The following is a 13,874-nucleotide window of genomic DNA, read 5'->3' as shown; positions in this document are numbered from 1 at the left end:
AATGCACACTGCAAAAGTAGTCATAAACTCCGAAAAATCCATAACATTTACACTAAATTAATTACTGACAAGCACGCACACCACACTTTACATAGCGAAAAGGGCACGTCCAAGGTCACCGCAGACCATGCACAAACCCAACCGCTTATAATTATCCGTGGTGTTATTTGCTGAGTTTCTTTACCAATTCTGCCATTTTTTCTCGCCTTTCCAACGAATACACGCTGGTGTTTCGCTCAATATAGTCGAAAAGGTTAAATGCTTTTTGCAGCATCGTTTCCCTATCTTCCACCGATGCTTCGGTATCTGCCTCGGCATAATACAGTTCTGCCAGCATCGCCAATCGGTCCAAACGCTCCTCTTCGGGATAAGATTGCATGCCCATCATCACCTCGTCGATGGTGGCAAAATGGTAGAGATTATATGGCCCAAGATACTGCTCGTATAGCCGTCGGATGGTTTCGCGCCTTACGGTTATCTCATCTTTTTCGAGCGTTCGGCGCAAAGCTTCCATAAATTCACGGATAAGCCGCTGAATGTAATCGCGTTGAAGCATCTGTCAATATTGGTTTATGGTCTGTAATTTAAGTTTTCGTTGGCTTGCTAGAATACAGCCTTATTCAGCCTGCCCTATGCAAAGGTAGTACATTATTTTGTAAGAAGAACAGAAACGGAGCAAATTTTATCCACAACCGAACAATATCGCCTGTCACATACGATTGGAGACACGCCCAGAAACTTCACCCTTATCATCGTCCCAACTCGCCAATATATGCAGGGTATTTGCGTAAATCGTGCACCTTAACACAAGTCTGTTTTTACCTTTCTTTATTTGGCCGCGATATCCTTTGACTTCTCCCAAACTTCCGTTTATTGTATTGCGCATTGACCCTATAATTCTTTCCTTGACGTCCATGATATGTCTTAAAAGACAAAAAGTGTTGACAAAAATCAATTTCGTGGAATATTTGCAGAAAATTTCGGTGCAAATATTGCAGGAAATAAAAAAACATCGTACCTTTGCATCGTATTCGAGAGAATGCTTTTCATAATAAGTTTTCATTAGGTTAGTAGTTTGATAGATTTTAAGGTTAAAGATTATGTTATTAGATTTTGAAACAATCGCGATGTTGGTTGGCGTTACAATCGTAACTGCTCTTAGCATTATCGCTTTGCAACACACCAACGTCCGTTAACATTATTCTTTGGGATGACGGGATGAGTGATCATGCCGTCATCTTTTTCTTTATATACAACCCACCATTTTCAAACACCCACCCCCATCAACTTATTATTATTATTTATCCACTCCACATTTTTAAATTCCCACACAACACTTGTTATCCCAAGCCAATGTAACATGGTTTCGGAATAAAACTCTATACGTTTTGAGCAAGGCTGAATAGGTAAAGAAATGTCAGCTTCGCCAACTACCGCATTGTGCTTAGTTTATTTCTTGCCAACAACTTCTTCATTTCAGGCCTGGGAGAATAAGTAACGATCCAAGGCATTCGTTCCAAATCGTCGTGTGTAAACGCATAGCGATCTAGAACAGGCACGTACTTGCGAATGGTATCGAGAGGTGCTGGCCAGTATTTTAATCGTTTATGTTAGTCGGCACATGCTTCCTGAATGCTCTACACACGACTCTACCATGCCGTACAAGCCTCATCTCATTTGATGAAACTTGTGGTACTATCGGGTTTGTGGGTAAAGGGCACGAAGTGGAAGATGTCGTAAGCGAACTGTGGCGTGTTGGAATCAAACTCGGTTATGGTGTTGACACGCAGCGTTGTATCGTTGATTACCTCGCCAATGTAGTCTACAACAATGGTAGAATGTTTGTTTTTGTATTTCCATGCCTGCAAGGCAATGGTACGTTTTGTTATCATGAATGTGCCAATACCCGTGGGTTTTTCGAACAGGCTACGCATATAAGGCTTGTTTTGCAGCACATCGTTTTCAATGTATTGCTTGGTATCGCTCCCCCCTTTCATGATGTAGGTGCATAGGCACACGCCATTTCGGTAGAGAACAATCAAGCCCAGTCGATTTTCGCGGGTAGATTTTGCCAGGTAATATCCGTCTGTTCGGAGTTCCTTACCTGTGTATTGACGTCGCTGGAGGCCCAAATCCTCCCTTGGTTCGTCTAAGCGAAAGAGGTTGCAGCTGGCGAGCAAGGCCGCGACAACGAGTGCTATAATAATCTTTTTCATGATGATGCGATGGATAAATGTTATATATGGCGTGTGGCGCAGTGTTGGGATGCAAAGCCCCGACACATGTCTTACACACGCTGTTACTTAATGAAGCTCGACGTACTGTCGGGTTTATGACTGAATGGCTTAAAATAATACAGCTCGTCTATATCTTCAACAGTCCCGTCTAGATTGTAACACCACCGTTTAAGTCGTAGTGTTGTGTCGTTCAGAATTTCACCCATACAGCTTCTGGTTGCTGTTCCTCCACCCTGCCAGAACACTTGAAATTCAAGCACATGTCCTGAAACGGAGAACACGCCAATATTGTCTGGAGTATTTCGCATCTTGTCCACATAAGCGCTGCTTCCCCAAATATGGTTCTCTACATAAAGGTTTAGCTCATCATACCTGTTGCTGAAATAAGTAAACATGCAAACGCCATTTCGAAAAAGCATAAGTGTGCCTATCTTGTTTCTGTGAACATAGCCCGAATAATAATAGCCGTCGGTGCGCAATTCCTTACCCGTATATGGTTGGCGAGACATATCTAGGTTTTGATACACCTCATCTTGGTTACAGCAGCTCATAAGGGCGAGCAGGGCGATTGTCAATATAAATAGCTTCTTTACCATAAATATATTAGTCTTTGGTATTGTTCTTAGGTTCTTATCCAATAATAGATTGTCTATGCTTTGCAAAGATAGAAAATTTATTTTTATTGCCTATCCATTTGTGAAAAAAATGTTTGGCGCGCCACTTTTGGCTGGATGCAGGGCAAATGGTTGTGTAAAACGTGTGAATGGTTGATGTGACGAACCTGCTTGAACTACGAGTTCGGAATCGGAAGTGGCCTTAAATGGCCAGCGTACAGGTGAAGCACATCGACCAACTACCGCCTAGCGGTTGGTCTAACAAGTTTCTCTTATCCCGAACTCACGTAACGTTTGATACTAGCTTGGCACTATCTAGGCGACTCATTCCACAGCCTATCACCACAGCCATCTCACCCTCGCTACCTCCAAACGCCATCTTTCGTTGCCCACTCGATAAGCGCTTGTAGTGAGCTTTTTCAGCTCCCGCCTTGTTCCAGCTAAGATGGAGCCCTGTTCCAACTTAGCTGGAACAGGCTTCCAAATCAACTGGAACAGCATTCCGGATAACATGGAACAGGCGTCCAAAACATATTTAACACCGTGGTTAATGTAATAATGCATCATCAGGGCTTAGAAAGCGCCCATTCGGAACTATGGAAATGCGAACAGGGGAATGGATAAGAGCAATTCTTCATGTCAACTACCGCGTAACGGTTGGTCTTTTGGTAGGGCAGGGTTGTTGGTGAGATGGACATTGGTTTTTCAGCTAATCGCGCTCAATAGGCATCTTATCCCATGCCGAATTCGTATAGAAATAGGGACGAGTTCGGGATAAGAGAAATTCATTATGTTAACTACCGCGTAGCGGTTGGTCCGTTGGTAGGGCAGGGTTGCGAACGAAGTGAGCTACCCTGCCTAAGCGGTGCATATTATCCTTCAAGGCCGTAGGTCTTGGTCTTTTTACGTTCGAGCTATCTGTTTGGGGAAACCAATGGCCAAAGACAATATCATTCGCCAATGGCATTTGCCCGCATATCTGCCTATCGAGTAGACAACAGGTGTGATACATGTAAAAAGACCAAGACCTACGGCCTTGTTTTGTTATTCCATTCGCTAGGCAGGGTAGCTCACTTCGTTCGCAACCCTGCCCTACCAAAAGGCCAACCGCTACGCGGTAGTTAATGAGATGGACATTGGTTTGTCAGCTAACCGTGTTCAACAGGCATCTTATCTTATGCCGAGCTCTTATAAAAGAAGCGGTGAGTTCGGAATAAGAGAAATTCGTCATGTCAATTACCGCTACGCGGTAGTAGGTGATATTATTATTCGTTTTTTATCTAATCTTGCTCAAAAAGCATCGTCTTGTATCCCGAACTCGCGTAGGTTATGATGCATTATGGGCTATCCCGAACGTGTGCGTTATTATTTGTGTGTACCATGCTCCTATATATAAGTACGCGAGTTCGAGTTAAGAGCAATTCGTTATGTCAGTTACCGCGTAGCGGTAGTTGGTGAGATGGACATTGGTTTTTCATATAATCGTGTTCAAAGGGCATCGTATCTTATGCCGCATTCGCATAAAAGTAGGGGCATTAGGTTGTTGGCAAGCAATGGCTAGTTGTCCCCTTGCTTCGCAATGTACACAAAAAAACGCCGACAAGAACATACACTCTTGTCGGCGTAATGGATATATCATTATTTGCTAACGTGCCTAACGCTTAGGCGCGTTGTAGCCTTATTGACGCAGCAGCTTAACGCTGGGCAGCGACTTGCCATCCTTGCGTATCTTCAAGATAAAGATACCCTTATTGGCAATGTGCAAACGTACGTTGTTGCCAGCGGCAATCTTCACGGCTTGAGCCAAGAGGCGGGTTCCGTCGATGGTATATACCTCGAACTGATAGTTACCAGCCTGCGGACAATCTACGATGATGTCTTCGCCAACGGTGTAAGCCTTGGGTTGAGCATCATTGTTTTCAACGCCATCGATACCCGTAGAGTTGCCCACCTTGATCACGCTGAACGTGCGCTCGGCCTTACCATACGAGTTCTGCAAGGTAAGCGTTACCTTGTAGTTTCCGGGTTGTGCGTAGCTAACTTTTGCCGTTCCAGCCTCACCGTTGCCATTGGCATCGGTGATGTTACCCTTTGCAGCGGTCCATTGAGCAGTGGTTTTCACGTCAAAACCAGTACCCTTGCAGAAGGGGCTACCAGCAGTAAACTCGGGTTCGATGGCCTGAATTCTAGCCTGACCTTCATTTTGACCCTTCACGGCATCAACAGCGCCGATGGTGGCAGCGGTTGTTTTGGTGTTAGCAAATTCGTGATTAGCAGCAGGTGCAGCTTCAAAGTTCCAGAAAGCAACGGGATTATCGGTGCCTTCAACATTGTTCATGCTTGTAGCTACATCGCTAGCACTGAGTGCGCGATCGAAGAACTTCACATCGTCAACGGCTCCATCGATAGCGGCACATTGGTGACGACCCTTACCGATGAGGAACCAGCTGTCGTTGTAGTCACTTCCCCAGTGGTATCCAGGAGATTGATAAACGGTGGGCAAGCCAGTACCTGTGCTACCACCAAACTCCCAATTAGCCACTTCGGCTTGCTTGCCGTTAACGTAAATGATTTCGCGTACACCTTTTCCTTGTACATGTTCCATCACGAAGGTTAGGTGCGTCCAAGTGTTGGGCACAAAGTTTACGTTCCAGTGAGTCTTATGTTCGTCGCCACCGCTTTGGTCTTTACGGATAACAAACGATAGCCTTTGCGTCTTAGGATTATAGGTAGACCAGAACGAACCCCAGTTGTTTTGAGGCCATGTAGTGGTTTGGTCGCGAAGGTCTAGAACCTGCATCTCACCTTGGGGTATGGTGTTGAACTTCACCCAGAAGGATAGCGTCCATGCCTTTTGCATGGTTGTGCTGTTGAAACCGAGAGGAACAGAGCGCATACCTACACCCTTCTCGTTAACCATAACACCGCGTGAAAGCTGTCCGTCGCTCTTGCGTCCGGTATATGCTAGGTTAATTTGGCTGTTGGCTTCAACCGAAATGTTTTCGGTTTTACCATTGGCCGTTAGTGAGTTGATGCGAGGAAGTGCTCCGACACGCTCGTCAGTAACTTGCACAAATCCATCGAAAGTGCGGGTAGTGCTTTGACCTTCAACTTCGCCAGTAAGTTCCAGCTTATATGTTCCAACGCTATTGATACCCGATACTTCAACCGAATTACCACTGCCAGTGAACACGGGATTGCCGCTAATGTCGAGAAGACGCCATTGGCCAGCCGTGTGACGAGGGTCAACATAGCTCATCTTGAATGGCTCGTTGGGCTTAATCATGGTTTGCGAAAGCGTAACGCCATCGTTGTAAACATACTGGGGCATAGTAAGATTGCTGGTCCATGTGATGGGCGACTCGTGTTTCATATCGAGCGATACAGCCGATACACCCAACTTAACTTGCGGATTGGCGTTCGAAGGATCAACAGGAATGCGATACATTAGTGCACCCCACGATGTGGTTACACCCATACAAACGGCAGGTTTGCCTTCTTCTTGTGCGTAAAGTTTGAAGAGCGAGGTCTTAACATCTTGGTTATAGCAGGGTTCGCCCTTAGCCTTTTGGTTAGTCATTTCAAAGGTTAGCTTAGCGTCCAGTCCGCTTGCGTTGAACGAAAGCAGTCTACCTTTTAGGTTGACGGGTTGTGCGGGCGTTGCATAGTTACCACGCGTGATGGCCATCTCACCCATATAGAGGTTCATGTTGGTAGCGTCTTCAAACTTCAAGGCAACAAGAGCCAGCTTCTTACCATCGAAATCGTTATCAACCGTAAAGGTCTTGGTTACCCATTCCTCAGCATCGGCCAGTTCGGTCTTAGCACGCAGCGCGTAAGTGTGTTCGGTTGTTTCGCTACCTTCGGCAGTTAGCACGAGGTTAAGGTTGGCTGCGCCTTCCTTCATCTTATACTTCAAGGTGATTACATCACCCTTCTTCAAGTCGAAACGGGTTTTGAACAATTGCAGATAGCCTTTGTTTGTTGAGCCATATACGCGCATCGTAGAACCACCCATATAGGCATCGTCCCATACAAACTCGGCATCCATGCCCGCAACGGGCACTTGAGACCTTTCACGGCCCATCAACTCGGTTGAGAACCACCAGCGCCATGTGGGCAGATAGTCTTGTACACCCACGTTAGCCCATTCTCCGTTGTGCTGACGAGCACCGTTCCAGTTGAAGAACTTACCGTTACCCAAGTTAAAACGGGTTACGAATGGTTCTTCGGCTAGATCCCAAGAGAGCGTACTGCGTGCCGACATGAAGGGCGACATGCCTTGGAACTCTACGTTGTCGGCATGATATTGCAAGCTATTACCTACTGCTGGGCAGTTGGCGGGGTTACGTGTTCCACCGGTAAACCAGCGTTCGGTGCGCAGCATATACGTGCGTTGCATGGTTTCGGGGTCGCTACCCTTCTCGTTGCGGCTCTCCCAGAACATGTTGCGCGAGTGTGCGCCCCACAATCCGATTGAGATATTGTAGTCTTTGAGCACAGTCCATACACGGCCGTTTCTAGGTTCACCACCCTGCATGTTTATACCTGCATAGAGATAAAGCGGGTTGCGCTTCAGGCTGTTAGCATACGAAACCGATTGTGAAAGCCTCGAAGGAACGCTCCAGTTATAGTTGAAGAACAACGAAGCAGCCTCTTCGCCTTCCTTACCAAAGTTCTTTTGGTTATGGCTAGCCAATCCATGGTCGAAAAGACGACCACCGTAGTCGGTAGTACCATCATACCATATATTCTCGAAGACGGGATTCTTCGTTTTCATTTCCTTGTTCAAGGCAATGTGGAAATTACGCACATTGGCAATGTCGTTAGGTCCAGAGGTGAACTCGGAGTTGTAACCAAGTCCGTCGATACCATAATAAGACAGGTAGCTAGCTGCTTTCTTATGCATATCTTGACCAGCCAATGCCGTAAACATTCTGCGATATGCGTTTGACAGACTACCTTCGGGGATACCTGCTACAGACGAAACGCCTACGCCATTCTTGTGTGCCACGTCGAGCAAAGAAGCTGGAACACGGCCAAGTGGCATCGACCAGTCTCCCCAATGGTCTACATAGCTCCAAAGTGAGAATACTTCTGAGTTGAAATTACCATCGGGCAAAGCGTTCTTGTGTGGGTCGTCGTAAGGCAACCAAGCAATTAGACGCTTGTCGTTGGTCTCATCCAAGCTTTTGTTTACCTGAGTGGCCTTGTTGCGGAAGCGAACTTTGGGCTTCACGCGAGAAATGAAGAAGGGGTCGTCATCACTCAACTTGTGATTCCTTTCCCAATTTTGCACCATGGTATGGAACCTTGATGACTCTGCGTCTTTGGTGTTTACATATCCTTCTTTAAACGCTTGTGCGTGTGCGCCAAGCGAAAAAAGGGTAAGACCAGCAAAGAGCATGTTCTTGTTAAAATTGTTCATAATGGGTTTAGTTGTTATTAGTTATACCTTCTTGGACACAAGTTCACAACAAAATTTGTATCCATCCTTACAATAATCTACAAAAAAAGCATCCTGCTAAGGCCATAATCCACGATGCACAAGCCCTGCAACGGCTATTTTGAAGCCGTCGAAACGATGGGCGATATGTGGATTTTACGCTGGCGCATATTGCAGAATGCGGATTTACACCTATGAAATACTGTTGTGGTGCGTTAGCTTTTGAGTTATTAAGTTGTTGAGTTTGTGAGCTGATGAATTAACGAATGCCATAAGCCAATTCCCTAACTCATCAGCCCATAAACTCAAAAACACATTACTTGAATTAGAAATTTGATTCGGTATTCACGTCCCACCACAGGCGAGTGCCTTGTTGGTCGGGTCCTCCAAGCGCATCAAGACCTGTCGCTTGAATATCGTTTATCGAAGCCTGGTCGTCGTTGGGGAATATCATTCGCCTAACAAGGTCGCCTGGTTTCAAGCTTCCGTCGTTGTATCGCGTAAGAACGGGGAAGAGTTTGGGATAACCCGTACGGCGCATTTCGCCCCAAGCCTCAAAGCCGTTGGGGAAGAGTGCGATGTACTTTTGCGTGATGATCTTCTCGAGTTTCAGTTCATTTGAGTCACCTTCGTTCCACTTCACACCTATCTTAGTGCGGGTCGTCTCTTTAGGAGTTTTACCAGTGGGGTCTACATATACAACTTCCACGGGTGCTTCAAGCTCTAGATACTCCGCAAGTTTGGTTTTCAAGGTCTCCGCAAGAGGATCCGTCGATTCGAGCAATGCAGATTCTTCAACGCCTTTGTTGTAGAACGACTCTGCAGTTCCTTGCCCCATGTTCCATCCGCGCAAAGCGCCTTCAGCGCGAAGGAAGTAAACCTCGGACAACTTAAAGAGATAGATCGGCGCATTGTTCAACATCTTGTCGTTATAGCGACTAAATGAGATGTAAGGATTATCCGTTCCCTTGAATGCACCTACTTTCGAACCCGAACGTATGCCCACAATGGCCTTGCCCATTTCGGTTACAGTACCATCTGTTGAACGTATATCACCGCTGTTGGGACTAAAGAGAATAATCTCATTACCATTAGGTGCATCCACGTAAGGATGCTTCAAGCTCTTAAGCAAGGTAACAAAGCTGGCACTAGGAGCAAAGTCTTTCCAAGCGTCGCCACCAATTACGGCGAGGGGATGCTTTCCTGTATGCATACTAGTAGCAGGGAGGTAGAATTCATGAGCATGTTCTTCAATCACCCCATCTTTAACTGCTTCTTCAGCCCATTGCTTGGCCAAATCCTTATCGCGCTTCACGATATGCATGGCCATACGTAGCTTCAACGAGTTAGCCAAACGTATCAACTTGTCTACTTCTGTTGTTAAGTTAGACGTAAACTGCGTATTAAGCGTACGCGTGTAGCTACCGAGTAAATCTGAGATACGATCTTTATAGGCGTCGGATTTGTTGTTGAGATGCTTGAAACAAGCAACGAACGTGTTGATGTTCTCAACTACACGCTTATAGATAAACTCTTGCGAATCGTACTTAAAGGGTGCGTGTTGCTTGTTAACCTTAAATTCTTGATAAGGCATAGGACCGTAAAGGTCGGTGTTGCGCACAGCAGCGAAGTTGTAGAAAAGCAACGCAAGGGCCTTCAACTCGGGAATCGTGTCGATAGACGGGTGGTTCATCACTGGCGTGAGATTGTTCTTGGTCATCACGAAAGTGCCGTTAGCACCAGCGTTCCATCCACGAGCCACATGATAAGAGGCGCGTATTTCATCGCCGAAATCAAACTTAGAGTGGGGAATTACCGAGTATTGCGCATAGACATCAGCCATCGTTGCGTGGGCCTGATATGAGTGTTCGCTGGGCGATTCTATGCCACCTTGACCATTAACCTTTCCGCCTAAAATCAGTTGTTGTGCGCCAATGAAAGCGCCTAACTCATGCTCCATGCGGTCGTGAGCAGCGTTGATCTGCTCCACAGTGTACTCCTTTTTGTAGTCGATGGAGTCTACATTGCCGTGAAACACGTTGTCATCGAGCTTCACTTCATTGGATTGGAAAGTGTCTTCGGGGTCGTCATAGTCAAGACACGACGAGAAAGTCACCACTCCGGCCATAGCCATAGCCATGGCAAAATATCTTGTTAGCTTCATTGTTCGTTACAGATTAAGTTTAAGTGAGAAACCGTATGAACGCGACGAGGGCATATTAAAGGCCTCGAAAGCACCCATGCCGTTGCCAGTAGATAGCGAAACGTCGGGATCTACGGGTGCATCCTTATATATAAAGAAGAGGTTACGCCCGATGAACGACAAGTTCAGGTTGCGTCCTTGTCCGAGAAGATTGCGGAAAGTGTAACCCAAAGACAACTCGCGCATGCGGAAGTTGGTGGCGTTGTAAATGTACTCAGAAGGGTTCTTGTTGTCGCCAATACTGCGATAATACTCTTCTACGCCGATAAGACGGTTGCTACCATCTGGCAAATACATAGCCAAACGGCCATCAGAGGTGCGCAAGTTGTTGCGTTCGGCATTTAGTCGAGCCTGTTCGGTACGCTTTGACAAGCCAAGGTTATCAAGATAAGCCTCGGTTAGCGAAATAACCTTACCACCGACACGGCCATTGATGAGGAAGAACAATTGGAAATCTTTATAGTTAATGGTGTTGCTCCATCCCAGCTGTATCTTGCTGTTCATGTTGCCCACGTATTTCTTATAAAGCTTGTTCACCTGCGTTTCGCGCAACAGTCCGTCACCATCATCCTCCATTTCGAAGGTTCCATCGGCCTTACGACGGAAGTCTGTAACGTACATGTCACCAATGCGACCACCTTTAAGATAGTTCACGCGCACGCCAGCGATGTCGTTATACACCAGCGCATCTGAGCCATCGGGATTGGTTGCCACGTTCAAGATGGTGTTATCGTTGAACGAGAAGTTGGCCTGAGTACGCCAAGTGAAGTCTTTGGCAAACTTAAAGTTGTAGGCCAATGTGGTTTCAAATCCTCTATTACGAACCTTACCAGAGTTTACGGGTACACGTTTGCCAGCAGCATTAGAGGCAATCATGTAAAGGTTATCCGATATCGTGTTGTAGAAAGTGAAGTCGAAATCGAGCTTGCTTCCGAAGAACGACGACTCGATACCCATTTCAAACGACTTGGTTTTCTCAGGTACGGGGTTCTCGAATTTACCAAAGGGGCTTACCGACGTTGAACCTTTCTCCAAGTCGCGCACACCTGTTGCGAATACAATATTGGGAATAGAGTTACCCACTTCCGAATAAGAAGCGCGGTATTTTAGGTACGATACCCACTCGGGCATCTTAACCAGCTGGCTAACGATGGCGTTAGCACCCAGCGAGAAATAACCATAATGGTCGGCAGTACCACGGTTTCTGAATTGGCGGAAAGCGCGATACCAGTCCACACGATAAGAACCATCTACGTAAACCATGTCTTTCCAGCCCACTTGAGCGGTAACAAGGGCAGCGCGGTCCCAGTTAGACGAGAGTGTACGGTTGAGCGAACCCGAGCCACCAGCACGCGAATCGAAGAAGTTAACCTCTGTAGAGGGTTTCTCTTGCATGCCATGCACGTAAGTGGCAGCTGTGTATTTGCTTTGGTTTTCACCACGAACCGTATGACCAACATAACCTGCCGTAGCCGACAAACTCCAATCGGGTGTCAGCTCCTTATTATAAGAAAGGAGGTAGTCGGTATAGAATTCTTGTGTTTTTTCCCAACCCAACGAATATATACCAAAGGGATCTACGCCTTGAGGAGTAAAGTTGGTGGCGTAGCGTTTACCTTCGCTGTTAAAGTTGGTAAGTATGTAGTTGAAACGTGCTTGGAAGTCCAAGCCCTTTATTATTTCATACTTGGCGGTCATCATTCCCGTGAACCTATTTTCACGTTGCACGCTCGAGTGCATGTTGATAAGCCAATAGGGGTTGTTCTGGCTGTGCTCCATGTAAGCCCAACTTTGCATCGGACCTTCGAGGCGCACATCGTGCGTTTCGCGTTTGTACACGCCACCCGAGTTCTTATCAGCCTCGTAATAAGCCTGCTTCGAAATCCAGCTACCACGTTCGTGCACATAATTGTTGCGATACCAGTCCATATCAACGTTGCGCGGGGTAACGTAAGTGTGGTAAATGGGATTAAACACCGTTCCACCACCAGGTCTGTTGGTGGTCTTGGTGCTAACGAAGTTGGCCGAAACCTCCACGTTTAGCTTGTCGAAAAGTTTATAATTCTGACGGAAAGCCATCGTGTTACGGTTGTAGGCGTTGTTGCGAATCATACCATTGGCATGCGAATTACCTATTGAGAAGTAAGTTTGTATCTTCTCCGTACCACCCGATACCGACACCGAATTATTGGTTGTCACACCCGTGCGGAAGAATTCTGCCACATCGTCCTTGGCATAATTGCGCAAGTGAGCCACGTTTTCGTAGCCGGGGAATATCTTGCTGTCGGGCTTATACTTCAACAGGCGGTCGGCTTCGGGTATGTCGGCAATCTTTCCGCCCCATCCATCGGCAGCCAATCCACTACCTTGCGTGTAGTTTGCACCGTATGTATTTTGTATTTCGGGCGTAAGCAATGGGGTGTCGAAGGTAATGTTCGACGATACGCTTACGGCCATTTTGCCTTCTTTACCTTTCTTCGTGGTAATCATCACCACACCATTGGCGGCCACCGAGCCATAAAGTGCCGAGGCGTTAGCACCCTTAAGCACGTTGATACTCTCGATGTCGTCGGGGTTAATCAGCGAAAGTGGGTCGGCACCTTCACCTACACCCGAGTAGGTAACGTTGCTTCCGCTGCCAATTTGGCCACGGGTGTTGTTCAACATGGGCACACCGTCTACCACGATTAGTATCGCGCTGTTACCAAGAATCGACTTGTTACCGCGCAAAATAATCTTAGACGAACCGCCCGCACCACCTGCACTGGGGGTGATGGTTACGCCCGAAACCTTACCTTCGAGGGTATTGGCCACGTTAGGGTCTTGTACCTTCACAAGATCTTCGGCCTTTACCTTCTGTGTAGAATAAGTAAGCGACTTTTCTTTACGCATGATACCCATGGCCGTAACCACCACTTCGCCCAGCACCTTGCTGTCGTCTTGCATCGTTACGTCCACCACGCGCCTGTTGCCAACAGCCACTTCTTGCGACTGGTAGCCTACGTAGCTGAACACTAGCGTAGGATTAGCACCATCGGCTGCTACGGTATATTCGCCGTCGATATTGGTAACGGAACCTTTTCCCGTACCTTTCACCAACACACTAACACCGATAAGCGGTTCTCCATGCGCATCTTTCACCACACCCTTAATGGTGTTTGTCGTGGCTTGAGCTCTCTGAGCCGTTGTAGCCACGGCGTTAACCTTCGGCGTTGCCGCTGTAAGAGATGCCTCAGCAGGCTTTGAACCTGCCCATGTAAGCATTGGCGTTGCCGAAATAGACAAAGCCAACAGCCCCTTCAACAGCAATCCGTCTGTCTTAAACTTGGGTTCTTTCATAAGTTTAGCAATATTATGTATAAAGCAGTTGTAAA

The 13,874-nt window shown here is 46.8% G+C and carries 7 protein-coding genes; all 7 read right to left on the bottom strand.

Going from position 1 to position 13,874, the window contains the following annotated elements:
- Positions 1 to 163: 163 nt before the first annotated feature.
- Positions 164 to 556: a hypothetical protein gene (locus F453_RS0105775; protein ID WP_009236767.1), complete on the bottom strand. Its 393-nt coding sequence runs from the start codon at positions 554 to 556 to the stop codon at positions 164 to 166.
- Positions 557 to 1,673: 1,117 nt separating this feature from the next.
- Positions 1,674 to 2,216 (bottom strand): lipoprotein, encoded by a 543-nt coding sequence (locus F453_RS0105765; protein WP_018967170.1) that lies wholly within the window; start codon positions 2,214 to 2,216, stop codon positions 1,674 to 1,676.
- 83 nt (positions 2,217 to 2,299) lie between these two features.
- A complete protein-coding gene (locus tag F453_RS0105760; RefSeq protein WP_033404173.1) occupies positions 2,300 to 2,833 on the bottom strand; it encodes a hypothetical protein in 534 nt (177 codons plus the stop codon).
- A 357-nt stretch (positions 2,834 to 3,190) separates the two neighbouring features.
- Positions 3,191 to 3,418, bottom strand: a complete 228-nt coding sequence (locus F453_RS16135; protein ID WP_018967168.1) for a hypothetical protein — start codon at positions 3,416 to 3,418, stop codon at positions 3,191 to 3,193.
- Between the two features lie 1,111 nt (positions 3,419 to 4,529).
- Positions 4,530 to 8,279: an endo-beta-N-acetylglucosaminidase gene (locus tag F453_RS0105750; protein WP_018967167.1), complete on the bottom strand. Its 3,750-nt coding sequence runs from the start codon at positions 8,277 to 8,279 to the stop codon at positions 4,530 to 4,532.
- Positions 8,280 to 8,622: 343 nt separating this feature from the next.
- On the bottom strand, positions 8,623 to 10,461 hold the full coding sequence (locus tag F453_RS0105745) for a SusD/RagB family nutrient-binding outer membrane lipoprotein (RefSeq protein WP_018967166.1): 1,839 nt from the start codon (positions 10,459 to 10,461) through the stop codon (positions 8,623 to 8,625).
- Positions 10,462 to 10,467: 6 nt separating this feature from the next.
- Complete coding sequence (locus tag F453_RS0105740) at positions 10,468 to 13,839, bottom strand: SusC/RagA family TonB-linked outer membrane protein (protein WP_018967165.1); 3,372 nt, start codon at positions 13,837 to 13,839, stop codon at positions 10,468 to 10,470.
- Between the last annotated feature and the right edge of the window lie 35 nt (positions 13,840 to 13,874).

It is taken from the genome of Hoylesella loescheii DSM 19665 = JCM 12249 = ATCC 15930 (genome assembly GCF_000378085.1).
Classification (GTDB): domain Bacteria; phylum Bacteroidota; class Bacteroidia; order Bacteroidales; family Bacteroidaceae; genus Prevotella; species Prevotella loescheii.
This window is presented reverse-complemented; position numbering and strand designations above follow the sequence as displayed.